The following is a 19,382-nucleotide window of genomic DNA, read 5'->3' on the forward strand; positions in this document are numbered from 1 at the left end:
GGCTGCAAAGCAGCCCCGACTCACGGAATGCAGAACACGTTGCTAGGCTCGTTCACCAGTACCTTGCGGCTCGCGTCATACAGCAGCACCTGCGGTTCCATCACCGGCGCCCGCGCTTCCAGGCGGTAACGCTCGCCGGCCTTGAAGTCGTCAAAGCGTACGGTCAGGTAGCAGGTTCGGTCCCTGGGTTCAGACATGATGCCGCCTGAATAGATTTCGTAATCAAAGCGCACCACCAGTTCGTGCTTGCCCGGCGTTACCTGGAAGTAACGGCCGTCCTCCAGGCGCTTGCCATCGAGGCGGTCGGCCATGATCACCCGGCCAGGGGTCATGGTGTACAGATCGACCCAGGCCTGTTTGGGGTCGACGGGTGGCAAGGGGCTGGCGCAAGCCCCCAGTGCACTGAGGGCGATCAGCATCATGGGCTGGCGCATGGCAAAACTCCCACTTGCGATTTACACGTTACAAGCATAGCGCCGTTTGTACGGTTCAGGTGCGTTGGCAGCCTGCCGGCAAGCCTTGGCCGACCATTTTTTGCTGGTCGTCGTAGAGCTTGATCCAGGGACGGAAGCCGATACTGCCAGCGTGCAGCTGATAGCGCTGGCCGGCGCCGAAGTCCTTGAAGGTGAGTTTGACCTGGCAATCGCGCCACAACGGCTCGTCGACCGGGCCGATATTGCTGGGAGTGACCGGGAACTGATAGCGCACGGTCAGCTCGTGGCTGCCGGGCTGTACTTCGAAATAGCGGCTGTCGGCCCAGTCACGTTCATCGACCTGCACGGCGTCCAGCGAAGTGTTGTCGTAGGGGGTGAGGTCGATCCAGGCCTGGTTCGGGTCCGGGGCTGGCAACGTGGAACAGGCGGATATCAGCAACAGTGAACCGGCGACCAGCAATGCACGCATGGCGAAACTCCCCCTTGGCGAGATAGTCTTGGAGCGAATTGGCCTTGAGCGAGTCATACAGCCCGGATGCTTCGACTTTTTTTTATGCAGCGCTCAGGCCCTGGGGCACTCGACCGCGTTTTCACCCGTTTGGTTCCCCTGCTGGGGGCGATCCTGCTGAACGGTTGCAGCAGCGTCGCCTACTATGGGCAGCTGGCCGAGGGCCAGTTTCAGTTGCTGCGTGCGCGTCAGCCTGTTGCGCAGGTGGTGGCCGACCCGGCCACGTCACCGCAATTACGCTCGCGTCTTGCGCACGCTGAACAGGCGCGGGTTTTCGCCAGCGAGCAGTTGAAACTGCCGGATAACCGTAGCTATCGGGTGTATGCCGACATAGCCCGGCCTTATGTGGTGTGGAATGTGTTCGCCACGCCCGAACTGTCGCTGCAGCCGGTGACGCACTGTTTCCCGATTGCCGGGTGCGTGGCTTATCGCGGTTACTACCAGCAAGGTGCAGCACGCGGGGCGGCGGCATTGATGCGCCAAGACGGCCTGGATGTGTATGTCGGTGGCGTGGAGGCTTATTCGACCCTGGGCTGGTTCGACGACCCGATCTTGTCATCGATGGTGGGTTGGGGTGATGAACGCCTGGCGACGTTAATTTTTCATGAGCTGGCCCACCAGCGCTTTTATGTGCAGGACGATACCGAGTTCAACGAATCGTTTGCCTCGTTCGTAGAGCAGGAAGGCACACGCCAATGGCGTGCGGCGCGAGGGCTGGCTGCCATTGGCGAAAACCAGGGGCGCCAGCGTGACCAGTTCATCCGCCTGGTGCTGGCCAGCCGCGAGCGGTTGCAGGCGATTTATGCCGGGCCGCTGGACGATGCACACAAGCGGCTGGCCAAGCAGGCCGAGTTTGAGCGTTTGAGGCGTGAGTACCGGCAGGTGCGTGATGGCCAGTGGGGCGGCGACAAGCGCTATGACGCCTGGATGTATGGGCCGATGAGTAATGCCAAGTTGTTGCCGTTCGGGCTGTATGACCAGTGGGTGCCGGCGTTTGCGGCGGTGTTTCGTGAGGTGGGTGGGGACTGGCTTCGGTTTTACCAGCGGGTCGAGCAGTTGGGGCGGTTGCCGATTGAAGAAAGGAAAGCGGCGCTGCAGCGTCTGGTGGTTAGCCTGTGAGATTTTGGGGCCGCAACGCGGCCCCCTAGGGCACTCAAGCCTTGATGAATGCCTGATGCATCTCGGCCAAGGTCGCAAAGTGGTAGGCCGGCTCTTCTGCCATCAGTTCTTCCCGGCTACCAAACCCATACCCCACCGCCACCGCCTGTAAGCCATTGCTGCGCGCGCCAATCAGGTCATGTTTGCGGTCGCCGATCATCAGGGTCTGCGCCGGGTCCAGTCCTTCTTCATCCAGCAGATGGCGAATCAGCTCGACCTTGTTGGTACGCGTGCCGTCCAGTTCACTGCCGTAGATCACCTTGAAGTGTTGGTCGAAAGCGAAATGCCGGGCGATTTCGCGGGCGAATTCCCACGGTTTGGAAGTGGCGATATACAGCGTGCGGCCCTGCCCGTTAAGGGCTTCAAGCAACTCAGGCACACCTTGGAACACCAGGTTCTCGTAAAGGCCGGTGACGCGGAAACGCTCCCGGTAGAAGTTGACCGCGTCCCAAGCCTTTGCTTCGTCGAAGCTGTAGAACTGCATGAAGGCCTGCAGCAGGGGTGGGCCGATGAAGTGCTCGAGGCGGGTCAGGTCCGGCTCGTCGATGCCCAGCTTGGCCAGGGCATACTGGATCGAGCGGGTGATGCCCAGGCGTGGGTCGGTCAGGGTGCCGTCGAGGTCGAAGAGGATGTTTTGCTGTTGCATGTTCGTCTCGTTAGTCGGGTTTATTCCGGTTGGTCGTAGCCTTCGGCCAGGTGCTGGTCCTTGAGCTTCACGTAGTTGCCGGCGCTGTAGGAGAAGAACGCGCGCTCTTTGTCGTTCAGCAACCTGGCCTGTTTCACCGGGCTGCCCATGTACAGGTAACCACTGACCAGGCGTTTGCCCGGTGGTACCAGGCTGCCTGCACCGATGATCACTTCGTCTTCAACGATGGCGCCATCCATGATGGTGCTGCCCATGCCGACCAGGATGCGGTTGCCCAGGGTGCAGCCATGCAGCATCACCTTATGGCCAATGGTCACCTCGTCACCGATGATCAGCGGGAAGCCGTCCGGGTTGAACGGGCCGGCGTGGGTGATGTGCAGCACGCTGGCGTCCTGCACGCTGGTGCGCGCACCGATGCGGATGCGGTGCATGTCGCCGCGCACCACGGTCATGGGCCAGATCGAGCTGTCTTCACCAATCTCCACGTCGCCCAGCACCACCGCCGAACGGTCGACGAAGGCACGGAGTCCCACTTTCGGAGTGTGTTGCTGGAAGCTTCGGATGGCCATGATAGCGTCTCTCATCTGTGCCGATAGGCAGGCTGCCTGCTGCGGTCGGCGTCGATTGTAATTAAGATGGGGCAGTGTTTCTTCTGCCAAGGTATCCAAACCGTGACTGCGAACAACCCGCTTTTGCAATCCCACGATCTGCCGCCCTTCTCGCAAATCCGTGCCGAACACGTGTTGCCGGCGATCGAAGCGATCCTGGCCGACAACCGTAAAGCCATTGCCGAGATCCTCGAAAAGCAGGGCAAGGCCCCTACCTGGGCTGGCCTGGTGCTGGCGATAGACGAACTGAACGACCGCCTGGGCGCTGCCTGGAGCCCGGTCAGCCACCTCAACGCAGTGTGCAACAGCGCAGAGCTGCGCGAGGCTTACGAGTCGTGCCTGCCAGCGCTGAGCGCCTACTCTACCGAACTGGGCCAGAACCGTGCGCTGTTCGACGCCTACCAGGCGTTGATCAACAGCCCTGAAGCCGCCGGTTTCGACGTGGCGCAAAAAACTATCCTCGAGCATGCGCTGCGTGACTTCCGCCTGTCGGGTATCGACCTGCCGGCGGACAAGCAGCAGCGCTATGCCGAAGTGCAAAGCAAGCTCAGCGAGCTGGGCAGCCGCTTCTCCAACCAGCTGCTCGACGCTACCCAGGCCTGGACCAAGCACGTTACCGACGAAGCCGCGCTGGCCGGCCTGACCGACTCGGCCAAGGCGCAGATGGCCGCTGCGGCCCAGGCCAAGGGCCTTGAAGGCTGGCTGATTACCCTGGAATTCCCCAGCTACTACGCCGTGATGACCTACGCCAGCGACCGCGCCCTGCGCGAAGAAGTGTACGCCGCCTACTGCACCCGCGCCTCGGACCAGGGCCCGAATGCCGGCCAGTTCGACAACGGCCCGGTCATGCAGCAAATCCTTGACCTGCGCCAGGAGCTGGCCGAACTGCTGGGCTACAAGAACTACGCCGAGCTGAGCCTGGCCACCAAAATGGCTGAGTCCAGCGACCAGGTGCTGAGCTTCCTGCGTGACCTGGCCAAGCGTTCCAAGCCTTTTGCAGCCCAGGACCTGGAGCAGCTCAAGGCCTACGCCGCTGAGCAAGGCTGCCCTGAACTGGCCAGCTGGGACGCCGGCTACTTTGGCGAGAAGCTGCGCGAGCAGCGCTACAGCGTGTCGCAGGAAGCCCTGCGTGCCTATTTCCCGATCGATAAGGTGCTGGGTGGCCTGTTCAGCATTGTGCAGCGCCTGTACGGCATCGAAATCGCCGAACTCAAGGGCTTCGACAGCTGGCACCCGGACGTACGCCTGTTCGAGATCAAGGAAAACGGCCAGCATGTCGGCCGCTTCTTCTTCGACCTTTACGCCCGCGCCAACAAGCGCGGCGGGGCCTGGATGGATGGCGCCCGCGACCGTCGTCGTACTGCCGGTGGCGAACTGCAGAGCCCGGTGGCCAACCTGGTGTGCAACTTCACTCCGGCCGCACCCGGCAAGCCGGCACTGCTGACCCATGATGAAGTCACCACCCTGTTCCACGAATTCGGCCACGGCCTGCACCACCTGCTGACCCGCATCGAGCATGCCGGTGTTTCGGGTATCAACGGCGTGGCCTGGGACGCGGTCGAGCTGCCGAGCCAGTTCATGGAAAACTGGTGCTGGGAGCCAGAAGGCCTGGCACTGATCTCCGGCCATTACGAAACCGGCGCGGCCTTGCCTCAGGACCTGCTGGACAAAATGCTGGCGGCGAAGAACTTCCAGTCGGGCATGATGATGGTGCGCCAGCTTGAATTCTCGCTGTTCGACTTCGAGCTACACGCCAGCCATGGCGACGGCCGCAGCGTGCTGCAGGTGCTCGAAGGCGTGCGCGACGAGGTGTCGGTCATGCGCCCACCGGCGTACAACCGCTTCCCCAATAGCTTCGCGCACATCTTTGCTGGCGGTTATGCGGCGGGCTACTACAGCTACAAGTGGGCTGAAGTGCTGTCGGCTGACGCCTTCTCGCGCTTCGAGGAAGAAGGTGTGCTGAATGCCGAGACCGGCCGCGCCTTCCGCGAGGCTATCCTGGCCCGTGGCGGTTCGCGCGAGCCGATGGTGCTGTTTGTCGACTTCCGTGGCCGTGAGCCTTCCATTGATGCGCTGCTGCGGCACAGCGGCCTTACCGAAGGCGCTGCGGCGTGAGCGAGGTAGCTGTGAACAAGACCAAGAAGCGCTTCATTGCCGGGGCGGTATGCCCCGCATGCAGCGAGCCTGACAAGCTGATGATGTGGAGCGAAGACGACGTACCGCACCGCGAGTGCGTCGCCTGCGGGTTCACCGACACCCTCAACGAGCAGGGCTTGTCGGTGCCCAAGGAGCTCGGTACCCGGGTTAACCACCTGGCACCCAAGGCGGCGCCGGCCAAAGTACAGACGGTGCAGTTCTTCCCTAATCCGAAGCTGAAGAAACCGACAGAGTAAGCACTGGCTGTCGGATCAGAGGCGCTGGTGGATTCATGGTAGTCGCGATACTGTATGTAAATACAGTATAGGGGTTAGCCATGAATCCTCCAGCACCATTAAAGGGCCGTGGCACGGCGCACAATCCGCATAACCGCTTTGCCCCCAACCATTCGGTGGTCGAGGACGACGGCTGGTATCAGGAAGTGCCGCAGACCCAAGGCACCGAAGTGCGCAGCGAGACAGCGAAATCGGTCATCACCCGCAATACATCGCCCGACCTGCCCTTTGACCGCTCCATCAACCCTTACCGCGGCTGCGAGCATGGCTGCATCTACTGCTATGCCCGGCCTTCCCATGCCTATTGGGACCTCTCCCCCGGCCTGGACTTCGAAACCAAGCTGATCGCCAAGACCAATGCCGCCGAGATACTCGCGCAGCAGTTGAGCAAACCGGGCTACGTGTGCGCGCCGATCAACCTGGGCTCCAATACCGACCCGTACCAGCCGATCGAGCGGGACCAGTTGCTGACACGGCGCCTGCTCGAAGTGTTGCTGCGTTTTCGTCACCCGGTGACCATCGTGACCAAGGGCTCGCTGGTGTTGCGTGACCTCGACCTGCTGGCCGAAATGGCCCGGCAACGACTGGCGCGAGTGATGATCAGCCTGACGACGCTGGACGACGACCTCAAGCGGGTTCTGGAACCGCGGGCGGCGTCACCCAATGCCCGGTTGAGGGCCATCCGCGTGCTACGCGAGGCGGGTGTGCCAGTGGGGGTGCTGTGTTCGCCGATGATTCCGATGATCAACGACAGTGAGCTGGAGCGCTTGCTGGAGGCTGCCAAGGAAGCTGGCGCACAGAGCGCGGCCTACATGATGCTGCGCCTGCCACTGGAAGTGGCGCCTCTGTTCGAGCAGTGGCTGCAGGACCATTATCCGCAACGGGCGGCCCATGTGTTGAGCCTGATCCGCCAGAGCCGGGGCGGCGAGCTGTATGACAGCCGGTTTGGTGCGCGCAGGCGCGGTGAAGGGGTATTTGCCGAGTTGTTGGCTCAGCGCTTTGCCAAAGCCATGAAGCGGCTGGATTTTGAAGGGCGCGAGGCACAGACGCTGGATTGCTCTGCCTTCTGCCCGCCCGGTGGGCAGATGCCCCTATTTTGATCTTTGAACAGATCACGGTTTTTGTGGGAGCGGGCGTGCCCGCGAACACCGGCGCAGCCGGTGCCATATACCGAGTTGCCCTTTTCGCGGGCATGCCCGCTCCCACAGGTACCTTGGAGGTCTCAGGTTCCCAAATGGGGCCTATTGCCAGCCCTCAATACAACTAATCCGAGTTAATAATTGCGCTAATACATATTGGCAGTTGATGTTTTTTTGCTATTATCCAGCTCCCGCCTTTTACATCTGGAACACCCGTTCTAGAGCCTCCGAATTAAGTTTCAGTTAAGTTTTCCCCGCTAGCGTAGGCAATCAGTCCACACCGACTGTGATCTATGGCCCGTGCGTGTCATCTAAAACCCTGCATAGCCATAATCTTTCCCCGGTAAAATGGATTTACCACCACACCGTCAAGAGGATGAATCATGCCCGTCAAGGACCCATCCAAGGTCGTTCCGGATGTACCCGCCGAGGGCGCCGATGCCGCCCTGAAGCACATCGTCGACGGCTTCCTGCGCTTTCACCATGACGTCTTCCCCGAGCAGCAAGAGCTGTTCAAGAAGCTCGCCACTGCGCAAACGCCGCGTGCCATGTTCATCACCTGCGCCGACTCGCGCATCGTCCCCGAGTTGATCACCCAGAGCTCGCCCGGCGACCTGTTCATAACCCGTAACGTGGGTAACGTGGTACCGCCCTACGGCCAGATGAACGGCGGCGTTTCCAGCGCCATCGAATACGCCGTGCTTGCGCTGAAAGTGCACCACATCATCGTCTGTGGCCACTCCGACTGTGGCGCCATGCGTGCGGTACTCAACCCGCAATCGCTGACCAAGATGCCGACTGTTTCTGCCTGGCTGCGCCATGCCGAAGTGGCACGTACCGTGGTCGAGAACAACTGCTCGTGCGGTACCGAACACGAAACCATGCAGGTGCTGACCAAGGAAAACGTGATCGCCCAGTTGCATCACCTGCGCACCCACCCTTCGGTTGCTTCGCGCCTTGCAGCCGGTGAGCTGTTCATTCATGGCTGGGTTTACGACATCGAAACCAGCAAGATCGAAGCCTACGACGCCATCAGCGACAGCTTCCTGCCCCTGGCTGCTGGCGAGCCGGTCCCCTGCGCTACTCCGAGAGGCCGCTACTAAGCGACCCATCCACCGCTAGAACCTTGATAGCCGGCTGCACCCTGCTGGGGTGTGGCGCGGCCTTCGGCTGCCTTGAATTCCCTGACTGCCCTGCCGGCAAGCCCGCTGGCGGCCCGCGCTTGCGCGCTAGTCAGGGGCAAACGTGCCCACGGTCAGAGGAATGACCGTGTGACAAAGAAAGGAGAAACACGGTGAACATTACACAGTTGAAAGCGGCCCTGCCGCGTGAGTTGCTGGCGTCGGTGGTGGTCTTTCTGGTGGCCCTGCCATTGTGCATGGGTATCGCGATTGCATCGGGCATGCCGCCGGCCAAGGGCCTGATTACCGGCATTATCGGCGGCGTTGTGGTGGGTTTCCTCGCCGGTTCGCCATTGCAGGTCAGTGGCCCGGCCGCCGGCTTGGCGGTACTGGTGTTCGAGCTGGTGCGCCAGCATGGCGTGGCCATGCTCGGGCCGATCTTGTTGCTGGCGGGGCTGCTGCAGTTGCTGGCTGGGCGCCTGCGTCTGGGTTGCTGGTTTCGCGTCACTGCGCCAGCGGTGGTGTACGGCATGTTGGCGGGCATCGGCGTGCTGATCGTGTTGTCGCAGATACATGTGATGTTCGATACAGCGCCGCAGCCTTCGGGGCTGCAGAACCTGCTGGAATTCCCGTCCACCGTGGCCGCAGCCCTGCCACAGGAACGCTCAGGCTCCGGCTGGATGGCGGGTGCGCTCGGCCTGGGTACCATCGCTATCATGTGGGGCTGGGAGCGCCTGCGGCCCCAGCGGCTGCGCTTCGTCCCTGGGGCCCTGTTGGGTGTTGCAGCCATGACCGTCATCAGTATGTGGCTGGCCTTGCCGGTAAACCGTGTGCAGGTGCCGGCAGACCTGTCCGAGGCCGTCGACTGGATCCGCCCGGGTGACCTGATGCAACTGGCCGACCCTACCCTGCTGGTTGCCGCCTTTGCCCTGGCCTTCATCGCCAGCGCCGAAACCTTGCTGTCGGCTGCGGCGGTGGACCGGATGCACAGCGGCCAGCGTTCGGACTTCGACCGTGAGCTGTCGGCCCAAGGTATCGGCAACATGCTCTGTGGCGTGCTCGGAGCGCTGCCGATGACGGGCGTGATCGTGCGCAGTTCGGCCAATGTGCAGGCGGGCGCGCAGACACGGGCATCGGCGATCTTCCACGGGCTGTGGCTGTTGGCCTTCGTGGTGGTGTTGAGCAGCGTGCTGCAGCAGATTCCGGTGGCGAGCCTGGCGGGTGTGCTGGTGTTTACCGGGGTGAAGTTGGTTGATTTCAAGGCGTTTCGTGGCCTGGGCCGTTATGGCCGCATGCCGATGTTCACCTATGCGGCGACAGCCCTGGCGATCATCTTCACCGACCTGCTGACCGGCGTGCTGCTGGGCTTTGCCCTGACCCTGCTGAAGCTGGCGTTCAAGGCGGCGCGGCTGAAGATCAACCTGGTGAGCCTGGAGAAGGCCGGGCACATGGAACTGCGCCTCAGTGGCGCGGCGACGTTCCTCAAGGTGCCGGCGCTGACCCAGGTGCTGGATACGGTACCGGCGGGCACTACGCTGCATGTGCCGTTGGGTAACCTGAGCTATATCGATCACTCGTGCCTTGAGTTGCTGGAGGACTGGAGCCGCAGCAATTCGGCCAATGGGTCACGGTTGCTGATAGAGCAGCGGCGCCTGAAGCGGCGGATCGAGGGGCGGTTGCGGACTACGGCGGGGGTTGGGGCCTGAAAACTTCTATCGCCTGAACTGGCCTCTTCGCGGGTGAACCCGCTGCCACAGGGACCGCGCAGACACTCAATGCTGTGCAGTACCTGTGGCAGCGGGCGAGCCCGCGAAGAGGCCGTTACTGGAATATCAGGCTGGTTGACCCAGCTCCACACCCAGCTGGCGCGACAGGCAAGGCCAGCGCTTCCACGCCTCGCCGGTTGCCGGGCTGCTCAGCTTCTCGCGGTACGCCTCCACCGACTCCACCGCAAAGCTTTCGTCATTGAGCATTTCGTCAACCGAGTGGTGCACCACTTCATCCAGCTGGTTGGCAAAGCTTTCGCCAATCAACTGGTGGGCAATCAGGTTGGCGACAGTGGTGTCGACCGGGATCAATGGCTGCTGGAAGTGGCGGATGTACAAGTCATTCACCTCTTCCACCAGGCGGTGCGCCAGGTAGGCCTCATCCAGCAAGCAGTCCAGGCCGACATGCCCTTGCATCACGCTGGGCGGCTGCAGGAAGTAGGCTTCGGCAATTTTCAGTACGGGTTTGATCTGCGATTCGATCCCGGCTTCGCGGGCGACCGCGTGGGCGGCCTCCAGCAGTTCCGGAACCTGATCGATGTAGGCGCTGACGAAGCGCGCCAAAGTACCCTGGGCGTCCTGCTCAGGCAGTTGGATCGAGGGATGCAGGTGGGGCAGTTGCAGCTCGAGACGCTCTTTCAATTGGCCGGTCTGGCCTTCATGTTGATGGGCTTGGCTTACCTGCTCGCGTACAGCAGCGATGTTCATGACAACTCCAGGGACATTACGTTTCAAACGGAAGACACTAAATTAGCTCGGTATACAGAATACCTAAGACGTATTTGTTATAAGTCGCGCAAACGTGTGCGCTATCAGGCATATAGCCGTGCCATTATTACGCCATTCCCCATCAAGCACGCGGCTTTCAGGCCATTCAGCCATTTCGTGAAGTTCATTTCACACGCTTCATTGCGTGCCATTGGTCGCTGTCTATACTCCCGTTGAACGTGATTCGTTGATGAGGCCCGACTGCTTTTAGCAGGGGCTCGGTCGTCGAAGCCAGGCAGTCTTGACCGCCGTTCCCTCTTGCCGCAGGCCACGCCTCCGGGACAACAAGAATTAGAAGGGGAACCCGCAATGATGCGACATCCACATGTCTGGATGGGCCTCCTGTTGTGGTCGGTTTTTGGTCAGGCCAATGCCGCCTGGACCGTGAACATGCACCCGGGGGCGACGGAAGTTTCCAACGCCGTCTTCGACTTGCACATGACCATCTTCTGGATCTGCGTGATCATTGGCATCGTGGTGTTTGGCGCGATGTTCTGGTCGATGGTCGTCCACCGCCGCTCCACTGGCCAGCAGGCTGCGCATTTCCACGAGCACACTTGGGTGGAAATCCTCTGGACCGTGGTGCCCTTCCTGATTCTGGTGGTGATGGCCATTCCGGCCACCAAGACCCTGATCGACATCTACGACGCCAGCGAGTCGGACATCGACATCCAGGTCACCGGCTACCAGTGGAAGTGGCACTACAAATACCTGGGTCAGGACGTGGAGTTCTTCAGCAACCTCGCCACCCCTGCCGATCAGATTCACAACAAGGCCCCCAAGGACGAGCATTACCTGCTTGAAGTCGACCAGCCGCTGGTGCTGCCGGTGGGTGCCAAGGTGCGCTTCCTGGTGACCGCCGCGGATGTCATCCACTCCTGGTGGGTGCCGGCTTTTGCGGTCAAGCGTGACGCCATCCCCGGCTTCGTCAACGAAGCCTGGACCCGTATCGAGAAGCCCGGCATCTACCGTGGCCAGTGCACCGAGTTGTGCGGCAAGGACCACGGCTTCATGCCGGTGGTGGTCGAGGTCAAGTCCAAGGCCGACTACGACACCTGGCTGGGCGAGCGCAAGGCTGAAGCCGCCAAGCTCAAGGAGCTGACCAGCAAGGAATGGACCCTGGAAGAGCTGGTGGCGCGTGGCGACAAGGTCTACCACACCACCTGCGTGGCCTGTCACCAGGCCGAAGGCCAGGGCCTGCCGCCGATGTTCCCGGCGCTCAAGGGCTCGAAGATTGCCACCGGGCCGAAGGAAGGCCATCTGAGCATTGTCTTCCACGGCAAGCCCGGCACGGCCATGGCCGCCTTTGGCAAGCAACTGTCGGAAGTCGACATCGCTGCTGTGGTCACCTACGAGCGCAATGCCTGGGGTAACAACAAAGGCGACATGGTCACGCCGAAGGACGTGCTGGCGCTGAAGCAGGCAGAAGCCAAGTGAACCGGGTTACTCGCGGCAACCAATGGGTTGCAGGAGACAGGACATGAGTGCAGTGATCGACGACCAAGCCCACGGCCATGACCATGCGCACGGCCCGGCCAAGGGCCTGATGCGCTGGGTGCTGACCACCAACCATAAAGACATCGGCACGATGTACCTGTGGTTCAGCTTCATCATGTTCCTGCTGGGTGGCTCGTTCGCCATGGTCATCCGGGCCGAACTGTTCCAGCCAGGCTTGCAGATCGTGGAGCCGGCGTTCTTCAACCAGATGACCACCATGCATGGCCTGATCATGGTGTTCGGTGCAGTGATGCCGGCCTTCGTCGGCCTGGCCAACTGGATGATCCCGTTGATGATCGGGGCGCCCGACATGGCCTTGCCGCGGATGAACAACTTCAGCTTCTGGCTGCTGCCGGCGGCGTTCCTGCTGCTGGTTTCGACCCTGTTCAGCCCGGGTGGCGGGCCGAACTTCGGCTGGACCTTCTACGCCCCGCTGTCCACCACCTATGCACCCGCCAGCGTCACCTTCTTCATTTTCGCCATCCACCTGATGGGCATCAGCTCGATCATGGGCGCGATCAACGTGATTGCCACCATCCTCAATCTGCGTGCGCCAGGCATGACCCTGATGAAGATGCCGCTGTTTGTCTGGACCTGGCTGATCACGGCCTTTCTGTTGATCGCGGTGATGCCGGTGCTGGCCGGCGTGGTGACCATGATGCTGATGGACATTCACTTCGGCACCAGTTTCTTCAGCGCGGCCGGTGGCGGTGACCCGGTGCTGTTCCAGCACGTGTTCTGGTTCTTCGGCCACCCCGAGGTGTACATCATGATCCTGCCGGCGTTCGGCGCGGTCAGCTCGATCATCCCGGCGTTCTCGCGCAAGCCGCTGTTCGGCTACACCTCGATGGTGTACGCCACCGGCGCAATTGCCTTTCTGTCGTTCATCGTCTGGGCCCACCACATGTTCGTGGTCGGCATCCCGGTAGTGGGCGAGCTGTTCTTCATGTACGCCACCATGCTGATTGCCGTGCCCACAGGGGTGAAGGTGTTCAACTGGGTCAGCACCATGTGGGAAGGCTCGCTCACCTTCGAGACGCCGATGCTGTTCGCCATCGCCTTCGTCATCCTGTTCACCATCGGCGGTTTCTCCGGGCTGATGCTGGCGATCGCCCCGGCGGACTTCCAGTACCACGACACCTACTTCGTGGTGGCGCACTTCCACTACGTGCTGGTACCCGGGGCGATTTTTGGCATCTTTGCCTCGGCTTACTACTGGCTACCGAAATGGACCGGCCACATGTACGACGAAACCCTCGGCAAGTTGCACTTCTGGCTGTCGTTCATCGGCATGAACATGGCCTTCTTCCCGATGCACTTCGTAGGGCTGGCCGGCATGCCGCGTCGCATCCCCGACTACAACCTGCAGTTCGCCGACTTCAATATGGTGTCGTCGATCGGTGCCTTCATGTTCGGCGCCACGCAAATCTTCTTCCTGTTCATTGTCATCAAGTGCATTCGCGGTGGCGCGCCGGCACCGGCCAAACCCTGGGATGGCGCCGAGGGCCTGGAGTGGTCGATCCCCTCCCCTGCGCCTTACCACACCTTCCAGACCCCACCGGAAGTGAAATAGGAAACCTGTCATGAACGGCCTGTCGCTGAAACGCCTGGTAACGCGCCTGTTGATGCTGACGGTGGTGATGTTCGCCTTCGGCTTCGTCCTGGTGCCGATCTACGACGTGATGTGCAAGGCCTTTGGCATCAACGGCAAGACCGGTGGGCAATACGAGGGCAGCCAGGTTAGCGACCCGTCGCGTTCGGTGCGGGTGCAGTTCATGTCGACCAATGCCAGCGACATGGTCTGGGATTTCTATTCCACTGCCGACCAGCTGGAGGTCAACCCGGGTGCGGTGAACCAGATGATATTCGTTGCGCACAATCCGACCGATCGGCCGATGAGCGCGCAAGCCATACCCAGCATCACCCCGGCCGAGGCCGCGGCGTACTTCCACAAGACCGAGTGCTTCTGTTTTACCCAGCAGGTGCTGCAGCCCGGCGAACGCATCGAGATGCCGGTGCGCTTCATCGTCGACCGCGACCTGCCGGCCAGCGTGAAGCACCTGACACTGGCCTACACCTTGTTCGACATCACCGCTCGCCACCCGCCGGTCGCGCATGTTGCGGCCCAGGACGTCCAGGGCGCCCGTTAAGGGAAGGAGAACAGCAATGGCAAGTCATCAGCACTACTACGTTCCGGCGCAGAGCAAGTGGCCCATCATCGCCACCATCGGCATGTTCATCACGGTGTTTGGCCTGGGCACCTGGTTCAACGACATGAAGGCCGGCCACCCGGAATCGCATGGCCCGCTGATTTTCTTCGTGGGCGCTTTGTTCCTTGCCTACATGCTGTTCGGCTGGTTTGGGGCGGTGGTCAAGGAGAGCCGCGCCGGGTTGTACAGCCCGCAGCTGGACCGCTCGTTCCGCTGGGGGATGAGCTGGTTCATCTTCTCTGAAGTCATGTTCTTCCTGGCCTTCTTCGGTGCGCTGTTCTACGTGCGCGTGCTTGCCGGGCCGTGGCTGGGAGGTGAAGGCGCTAAAGGGGTTGCACACATGCTGTGGCCGACTTTCGAGTTCACCTGGCCGCTGCTGCACACGCCGGATCCGAAACTGTTCCCGCCGCCCAAAGAAGTAATCGACCCGTGGCACCTGCCACTGATCAACACGATCTTGCTGGTCAGTTCCAGTGTGACCATCACCATCGCCCACCACGCCCTGCGCCGTGACCACCGTGGTCCGCTGAAATTCTGGATGGCCCTGACCATCCTGCTGGGGCTCAGCTTCATTGCCTTGCAAGCCTTCGAGTATCACGAAGCCTATACCAAGCTGGGGCTGACGCTGGGGTCGGGGATCTATGGCGCGACGTTCTTCATGCTCACCGGGTTCCACGGTGCCCACGTGACCTTGGGCACGATCATCCTGATCGTGATGTTCGTGCGCATCTTGCGCGGGCATTTCAACCCCGAGAAACACTTCGGCTTCGAGGCAGCCAGCTGGTATTGGCACTTCGTCGACGTGGTGTGGGTGGGGTTGTTCATTTTTGTGTATGTGCTGTAGGGCCAATCGCCGGCAAAACGAGTGCAGTTTCAGAAGGGGGCGTGTGAAACCAGCTGACCGCTGAGCAAACCCCAGGCGACCAGGGCAATTGTCAGGGCCGCCAGGGTCACCCGCACGGTCAGAGCCTTCAGCAGACGCGTCGAGTTTTCATCGTCCTTGACCAGAAACACCAGGCCACTGAACAGGCTGGCAATCGTGGCCAACAGCATCAGGACAATCGCGGCCTTGAGCATGGCGCTACTCCGGGGGGATGCGGTGATGTGGATAAGTATAGCGAGGCGCCCGTGAGGCGGTTTCGCCCAGGCTGGATTCCGACCCTGGTGGTGCTTGCACTGCTGCCAGGGCTGATCGCGCTTGGCTGCTGGCAACTCGGCCGGGCCGAGGAAAAGCGCGTGCTGCTGGCCACTTATGCCGAACGGCGGGTCGAAGCGCCGATCGCCACGGCCCAGCTCGCATCAAACGACGACAACGCCTTCCGCCGCGTGCACCTGTACGGCCGCTTCGATGCCGAGCACAGCGTGCTGCTGGACAACCGCATGCGCGATGGCCAGGCCGGTGTCGAACTGCTGCAACCCTTCCATGACCAGGCCAGTGGCCAGTGGCTGCTGATCAACCGCGGCTGGCTGCCATGGCCAGACCGCCGCGTGCCGGTGCATTTCAATACCCCTCCACAGGCCTTGGCACTGGACGCTTCGGTGTATGTGTCGCCCGGCAGCACGTTCCAGCTGCATCCCGACCCTGAAGGCGGCCAATGGCCGCATCTGCTCACCGCCGTTGCTGCCGCGCAGCTATGGCCGCAGCTAGCCCGCGAAGGCTATGCCCATGAGTTGCGCCTGGAGCCCGGCCCGGCGGCCTATCGCCTGGACTGGCCGGTTGTCGCCATGGGCCCGGAAAAACACCTGGGCTACGCCGTGCAGTGGTTTGCCCTGGCGGGTGCACTGGTTCTGCTTTACCTCTATTTCGGCTGGCACCACAACAAGGAGAAACGCCATGGCCACCGCCACTCCACTGGACGTGCCTGAACGTAGCAAACCCAGAGCCCGCGGGCGTTTGCAGCTTTTGCTGATCCTGCTGGTAGTGCTCGGGCCGATGATTTTGGCCACCAGCATGTACAAGCTGAAGTTCTGGGTGCCGGAGGGCCGCAGCTACCACGGCGATATGATCGGCAACGGTGAGAGCCGTACTGATATCGGCGTGTCAGGCGAGGACGAGCGCTGGCAATTGCTGGTCAGCGCCCCGGAAGCCTGTGCCGAGGACTGCCAGCGCCTGGTGTACCTCGCCCGGCAGATCCAGGTGGGCCTGGGCCGCGACGCCAGCCGTGCCAGCCATGCACTGGCCACAGCCCAGCCGCTGAGCGCCGACTACCAGGCGCTGCTGGGCCGCGAGTACCCGCAGCTGCAACGCTACCCGCTGGATGCCCCGCGCTATTTGCAGAAGGTGGGCGAGCCTGGCCCGCAACTGTGGATCGTCGACCCCCACGGCAACCTGGTGCTGCGTTACGACGGCAAGGCCAACGGCAAGCATGTGCTGGATGACCTGCGCCACCTGCTCAAGCTGTCCAACATCGGCTAGGAGCCTGCCATGGCCAGACCTGGATTCCGCATCGCTGTGTTCGCCACCCTGCTGGCACTGCTGGTTGTCCTGCTCGGTGCCTATACCCGCCTGACCCATGCCGGCCTTGGCTGCCCTGACTGGCCGGGTTGCTATGGCTTCATCAGCGTACCCAAGAGCGAGGCCCAGCTCGCCCATGCCGAGCTGCACTTCCCCGATCACCCGGTGGAAGAGGCCAAGGGCTGGGCCGAGATGGTCCATCGGTATTTCGCAGGTACCTTGGCCATGGTGATTGCCCTGCTCGCCTTCCAGGCGCTGCGTCGGCATGCCCGCGATGGCCAACCGTATCGCCTGCCGGTGCTGCTGCTGGGTGTGGTGCTGGCCCAGGCAGCCTTCGGCATGTGGACGGTTACCCTGAAGCTGTGGCCGCAGGTGGTCACGGCGCATTTGCTGGGTGGCTTTACTACCTTGAGCTTGTTGTTCCTGTTGTCCCTGCGCCTGTCCCGTGCCTTTGCGCCTTTGCCGAAACTGCCGTTGAGCCTGCGGCGGATCGCTGCGCTGGCCTTGTTGGTGGTGATCGGCCAGATCGCTTTGGGGGGCTGGGTCAGTGCCAATTACGCAGCAGTCGCCTGCATCGACCTGCCTACCTGTCACGGCCAGTGGTGGCCGGCGGCGGACTTCAGCAATGGCTTCCACCTGACGCAGCACGTCGGCCCCAATTACCTGGGCGGGCAACTGGACAGTGATGCCCGCACGGCCATCCACATCAGCCACCGCCTGGGCGCGCTACTGGTGACTTGCGTGCTGCTGATGCTCAGCTGGAAGCTGCACCGCTGTGGCCTCCCCGGCCTGGCGCGGCTGGTAATGCTGGCGCTGGCCCTGCAAGTGGGCCTGGGTATCAGCAACGTGGTGTTTCACCTGCCGCTGGCGGTAGCTGTTGCGCACAATGCCGGCGGGGCGCTGCTGCTGCTGAGCATGGTGCTGGTGAACTACCGCATTCGAGTGGTCGACAAGGTTCGCGTGGGCGTCGGCCAAGGCTGGCGCCTGCGGCCGGTGGCCGGTGTGGGCATCTCCCATCACATGAGGAACGATTCGTGGCGACGCTTCTGAGCGCACGGCGGGCCAGTTGGCGCGATTACCTGGAGCTGACCAAGCCCAAGGTGGTGGTTCTGATGCTGATCACCTCGCTGGCAGGCATGTTCCTGGCCACACGGGCGGGTGTCGGCTGGAGCGTGCTGCTGTTCGGCAACCTGGGCATCGGCCTGTGCGCTGGCGCTGCGGCGGTGGTCAACCATGTGGTGGACCGGCGCATCGATGCGCTGATGGCCCGTACCCACAAGCGGCCGCTGGCCCAAGGCCGGGTCGAACCGCTACCGGCGTTGCTGTTCGCTCTGGCGCTGGCGCTGCTGGGCATGGCCCTGCTGCTGGTGTTCACCAACGCCCTCACTGCCTGGCTGACCCTGGCTTCGCTGCTGGGTTATGCGGTGCTCTACACCGGCTTTCTCAAACGGGCCACGCCACAGAACATCGTCATTGGCGGCCTGGCCGGCGCCGCCCCGCCGCTGCTCGGCTGGGTGGCGGTAAGCGGCCATGTCAGCGCTGAACCCTTGCTGCTGGTGCTGATCATCTTCGCCTGGACCCCGCCGCACTTCTGGGCGCTGGCCATTCACCGCAAGGAAGAATACGCCAAGGCCGATATCCCGATGCTGCCGGTGACCCACGGGGAGCGCTACACCAAGCTGCATATCCTGCTGTACACCCTGATACTGCTGGCGGTGAGCCTGCTGCCGTATGCCATCCACATGAGCGGTTTGCTGTACCTGGCCTCTGCCCTGGCGTTGGGCCTGCGCTTCCTGCAATGGGCCTGGGTGCTGTACCGTGGCAGCCGGCCGCACGCGGCGATCGGTACCTTCAAGTACTCTATTGGCTACCTGTTCGCGCTGTTCATCGCGTTGCTCCTCGACCACTACTTGTTGCTGAACCTATGACCCGAACCCAGAAAACCGTCTTCATCCTCGTCGCCCTGGTCGCGTTGATCCTGGGCCTTACCGTCAACAAGGTGCTCAATGGCCGCGACCAGGCCAACCCCGCCGAGCTGATTGATGCCGGCATCATCCTGCTGCCGCAGAGCCGCAGCGTGGCCGACGTGACCATGACCAACCAGGACGGCCAGCCCGTGCAGCTGGATGACCTGAAAGGCAAATGGTCGCTGTTGTTCTTCGGCTACACCTACTGCCCGGACATCTGCCCGACCACTCTGGCCCAGTTGCGCCAAGTGAAGAGCGAGCTGCCCAAGGAAGCCGTCGACCGGCTGCAGGTGGTGCTGGTGAGCGTGGACCCGAACCGCGATACGCCGAACCAGCTGAAGCAGTACCTGGGCTATTTCGACAAGGACTTTGTCGGGGTGGCGGGGTCGATCGAAGATACCCAGAAGCTGGCCAATGCCTTGAGCATTCCGTTCATCCCGGCCGATACCAGCAAGCCGGGGTACACCGTGGACCACAGCGGCAACCTGGCGGTTGTCGGGCCGGATGGGCGTCAGCGTGGGTTCATTCGGGCGCCCTTCAACAACCAGAAGCTGGTGGCGCAGTTGCCTGGGCTTTTGAAGCGGGATTGAGATTTCGGGCCTGCTGCGCAGGCCTTTCGCGGCGCAAGGCCGCTCCCACATGGATCGGCGTACGCCTTACTTGGTGGGAGCGG

Annotated in this window: 21 protein-coding genes; 15 read left to right on the top strand and 6 right to left on the bottom strand. The window is 62.1% G+C overall.

Translation table 11 applies throughout. From position 1 onward, the window contains the following. Positions 1-20: 20 nt before the first annotated feature. Both AC07XM_RS05685 and AC07XM_RS05690 read right to left on the bottom strand, forming a co-directional pair. Positions 21-434: a PA0061/PA0062 family lipoprotein gene (locus AC07XM_RS05685; RefSeq protein WP_016484244.1), complete on the bottom strand. Its 414-nt coding sequence runs from the start codon at positions 432-434 to the stop codon at positions 21-23. A gap of 55 nt (positions 435-489) precedes the next feature. After that, on the bottom strand, positions 490-903 hold the full coding sequence (locus AC07XM_RS05690) for a PA0061/PA0062 family lipoprotein (RefSeq protein WP_016484245.1): 414 nt from the start codon (positions 901-903) through the stop codon (positions 490-492). An 84-nt stretch (positions 904-987) separates the two neighbouring features. Here AC07XM_RS05690 and AC07XM_RS05695 point away from each other — a divergent pair, with 84 nt between their 5' ends. Then, complete coding sequence (locus AC07XM_RS05695; RefSeq protein ID WP_016484246.1) at positions 988-2,061, top strand: aminopeptidase; 1,074 nt, start codon at positions 988-990, stop codon at positions 2,059-2,061. Between the two features lie 34 nt (positions 2,062-2,095). Here the strand turns inward: AC07XM_RS05695 and AC07XM_RS05700 are convergent, their stop codons facing one another. Then, positions 2,096-2,746, bottom strand: a complete 651-nt coding sequence (locus tag AC07XM_RS05700; RefSeq protein WP_016484247.1) for an HAD family hydrolase — start codon at positions 2,744-2,746, stop codon at positions 2,096-2,098. Positions 2,747-2,766: 20 nt separating this feature from the next. Next, positions 2,767-3,315, bottom strand: a complete 549-nt coding sequence (locus tag AC07XM_RS05705; RefSeq protein WP_016497395.1) for a gamma carbonic anhydrase family protein — start codon at positions 3,313-3,315, stop codon at positions 2,767-2,769. Positions 3,316-3,381: 66 nt separating this feature from the next. Between AC07XM_RS05705 and prlC the strand changes: the two genes are divergently transcribed. The 5 genes from prlC (at position 3,382) to AC07XM_RS05730 (ending at position 9,752) form a co-directional block, all read left to right on the top strand. Further along, the gene (gene prlC, locus AC07XM_RS05710) at positions 3,382-5,469 is read left to right on the top strand and encodes an oligopeptidase A (RefSeq protein ID WP_060519840.1); all 2,088 of its coding nucleotides are present in this window, start codon (positions 3,382-3,384) and stop codon (positions 5,467-5,469) included. Continuing rightward, positions 5,466-5,747, top strand: coding sequence for a YheV family putative zinc ribbon protein (locus AC07XM_RS05715; protein WP_016484250.1), 282 nt, complete (start codon positions 5,466-5,468; stop codon positions 5,745-5,747). The genes prlC and AC07XM_RS05715 overlap by 4 nt, the downstream gene beginning before the upstream one ends. 80 nt (positions 5,748-5,827) lie before the next feature. After that, complete coding sequence (locus AC07XM_RS05720) at positions 5,828-6,886, top strand: PA0069 family radical SAM protein (protein WP_102689247.1); 1,059 nt, start codon at positions 5,828-5,830, stop codon at positions 6,884-6,886. 422 nt (positions 6,887-7,308) lie between these two features. Further along, the gene (locus AC07XM_RS05725; RefSeq protein ID WP_102689248.1) at positions 7,309-8,028 is read left to right on the top strand and encodes a carbonic anhydrase; all 720 of its coding nucleotides are present in this window, start codon (positions 7,309-7,311) and stop codon (positions 8,026-8,028) included. 191 nt (positions 8,029-8,219) lie between these two features. Continuing rightward, the gene (locus AC07XM_RS05730) at positions 8,220-9,752 is read left to right on the top strand and encodes a SulP family inorganic anion transporter (RefSeq protein WP_023047108.1); all 1,533 of its coding nucleotides are present in this window, start codon (positions 8,220-8,222) and stop codon (positions 9,750-9,752) included. Between the two features lie 126 nt (positions 9,753-9,878). Here the strand turns inward: AC07XM_RS05730 and AC07XM_RS05735 are convergent, their stop codons facing one another. Further along, on the bottom strand, positions 9,879-10,520 hold the full coding sequence (locus AC07XM_RS05735; protein WP_016484254.1) for a hypothetical protein: 642 nt from the start codon (positions 10,518-10,520) through the stop codon (positions 9,879-9,881). Positions 10,521-10,889: 369 nt separating this feature from the next. Here AC07XM_RS05735 and coxB point away from each other — a divergent pair, with 369 nt between their 5' ends. From coxB to AC07XM_RS05755, 4 genes are read left to right on the top strand one after another with little or no spacing between them, the layout of a single operon-like run. Continuing rightward, the gene (gene coxB, locus AC07XM_RS05740; RefSeq protein WP_016484255.1) at positions 10,890-12,017 is read left to right on the top strand and encodes a cytochrome c oxidase subunit II; all 1,128 of its coding nucleotides are present in this window, start codon (positions 10,890-10,892) and stop codon (positions 12,015-12,017) included. A gap of 43 nt (positions 12,018-12,060) precedes the next feature. Continuing rightward, positions 12,061-13,650: a cytochrome c oxidase subunit I gene (ctaD, locus tag AC07XM_RS05745; protein WP_016484256.1), complete on the top strand. Its 1,590-nt coding sequence runs from the start codon at positions 12,061-12,063 to the stop codon at positions 13,648-13,650. A 10-nt stretch (positions 13,651-13,660) separates the two neighbouring features. Then, the gene (locus AC07XM_RS05750) at positions 13,661-14,227 is read left to right on the top strand and encodes a cytochrome c oxidase assembly protein (protein WP_102689249.1); all 567 of its coding nucleotides are present in this window, start codon (positions 13,661-13,663) and stop codon (positions 14,225-14,227) included. Positions 14,228-14,243: 16 nt separating this feature from the next. Beyond that, positions 14,244-15,131 (top strand): cytochrome c oxidase subunit 3, encoded by an 888-nt coding sequence (locus AC07XM_RS05755; RefSeq protein WP_016484258.1) that lies wholly within the window; start codon positions 14,244-14,246, stop codon positions 15,129-15,131. 29 nt (positions 15,132-15,160) lie between these two features. On the opposite strand, the gene AC07XM_RS05760 is transcribed toward AC07XM_RS05755, so the two are convergent. Next, a complete protein-coding gene (locus AC07XM_RS05760; RefSeq protein ID WP_016484259.1) occupies positions 15,161-15,364 on the bottom strand; it encodes a twin transmembrane helix small protein in 204 nt (67 codons plus the stop codon). Between the two features lie 51 nt (positions 15,365-15,415). Here AC07XM_RS05760 and AC07XM_RS05765 point away from each other — a divergent pair, with 51 nt between their 5' ends. The 5 genes from AC07XM_RS05765 to AC07XM_RS05785 are packed head-to-tail and all read left to right on the top strand — an operon-like array spanning position 15,416 to position 19,299. After that, positions 15,416-16,153 carry an SURF1 family protein gene (locus tag AC07XM_RS05765; RefSeq protein ID WP_095116362.1) on the top strand — a complete coding sequence of 246 codons (738 nt, stop codon included), beginning with the start codon at positions 15,416-15,418 and terminating at the stop codon, positions 16,151-16,153. After that, positions 16,122-16,703, top strand: a complete 582-nt coding sequence (locus AC07XM_RS05770) for a PA_0111/PP_0108 family redox-active disulfide protein (protein ID WP_023047106.1) — start codon at positions 16,122-16,124, stop codon at positions 16,701-16,703. Before AC07XM_RS05765 ends, AC07XM_RS05770 begins: the two co-directional genes overlap by 32 nt. 9 nt (positions 16,704-16,712) lie before the next feature. Next, positions 16,713-17,792 (top strand): COX15/CtaA family protein, encoded by a 1,080-nt coding sequence (locus AC07XM_RS05775; protein WP_016484262.1) that lies wholly within the window; start codon positions 16,713-16,715, stop codon positions 17,790-17,792. After that, positions 17,777-18,670 (top strand): heme o synthase, encoded by an 894-nt coding sequence (gene cyoE / locus AC07XM_RS05780; protein WP_016484263.1) that lies wholly within the window; start codon positions 17,777-17,779, stop codon positions 18,668-18,670. The genes AC07XM_RS05775 and cyoE overlap by 16 nt, the downstream gene beginning before the upstream one ends. After that, a complete protein-coding gene (locus AC07XM_RS05785) occupies positions 18,667-19,299 on the top strand; it encodes an SCO family protein (RefSeq protein ID WP_096425432.1) in 633 nt (210 codons plus the stop codon). The genes cyoE and AC07XM_RS05785 overlap by 4 nt, the downstream gene beginning before the upstream one ends. The last annotated feature ends 83 nt before the right edge of the window (positions 19,300-19,382 follow it).

This window comes from Pseudomonas sp. GW460-LB5 (assembly GCF_059423245.1).

Bases quoted from the DNA above. Each gene is read 5' to 3' on its own strand.
- AC07XM_RS05685 (WP_016484244.1), bottom strand. From the start codon at position 434: ATGCGCCAGCCCATGATGCTGATCGCCCTCAGTGCACTGGGGGCTTGC.
- AC07XM_RS05690 (WP_016484245.1), bottom strand. From the start codon at position 903: ATGCGTGCATTGCTGGTCGCCGGTTCACTGTTGCTGATATCCGCCTGT.
- AC07XM_RS05695 (WP_016484246.1), top strand. From the start codon at position 988: ATGCAGCGCTCAGGCCCTGGGGCACTCGACCGCGTTTTCACCCGTTTG.
- AC07XM_RS05700 (WP_016484247.1), bottom strand. From the start codon at position 2,746: ATGCAACAGCAAAACATCCTCTTCGACCTCGACGGCACCCTGACCGAC.
- AC07XM_RS05705 (WP_016497395.1), bottom strand. From the start codon at position 3,315: ATGGCCATCCGAAGCTTCCAGCAACACACTCCGAAAGTGGGACTCCGT.
- prlC (WP_060519840.1), top strand. From the start codon at position 3,382: ATGGGGCAGTGTTTCTTCTGCCAAGGTATCCAAACCGTGACTGCGAAC.
- AC07XM_RS05720 (WP_102689247.1), top strand. From the start codon at position 5,828: ATGAATCCTCCAGCACCATTAAAGGGCCGTGGCACGGCGCACAATCCG.
- AC07XM_RS05725 (WP_102689248.1), top strand. From the start codon at position 7,309: ATGCCCGTCAAGGACCCATCCAAGGTCGTTCCGGATGTACCCGCCGAG.
- AC07XM_RS05735 (WP_016484254.1), bottom strand. From the start codon at position 10,520: ATGAACATCGCTGCTGTACGCGAGCAGGTAAGCCAAGCCCATCAACAT.
- coxB (WP_016484255.1), top strand. From the start codon at position 10,890: ATGATGCGACATCCACATGTCTGGATGGGCCTCCTGTTGTGGTCGGTT.
- ctaD (WP_016484256.1), top strand. From the start codon at position 12,061: ATGAGTGCAGTGATCGACGACCAAGCCCACGGCCATGACCATGCGCAC.
- AC07XM_RS05750 (WP_102689249.1), top strand. From the start codon at position 13,661: ATGAACGGCCTGTCGCTGAAACGCCTGGTAACGCGCCTGTTGATGCTG.
- AC07XM_RS05755 (WP_016484258.1), top strand. From the start codon at position 14,244: ATGGCAAGTCATCAGCACTACTACGTTCCGGCGCAGAGCAAGTGGCCC.
- AC07XM_RS05760 (WP_016484259.1), bottom strand. From the start codon at position 15,364: ATGCTCAAGGCCGCGATTGTCCTGATGCTGTTGGCCACGATTGCCAGC.
- AC07XM_RS05770 (WP_023047106.1), top strand. From the start codon at position 16,122: ATGGCCACCGCCACTCCACTGGACGTGCCTGAACGTAGCAAACCCAGA.
- AC07XM_RS05775 (WP_016484262.1), top strand. From the start codon at position 16,713: ATGGCCAGACCTGGATTCCGCATCGCTGTGTTCGCCACCCTGCTGGCA.
- AC07XM_RS05785 (WP_096425432.1), top strand. From the start codon at position 18,667: ATGACCCGAACCCAGAAAACCGTCTTCATCCTCGTCGCCCTGGTCGCG.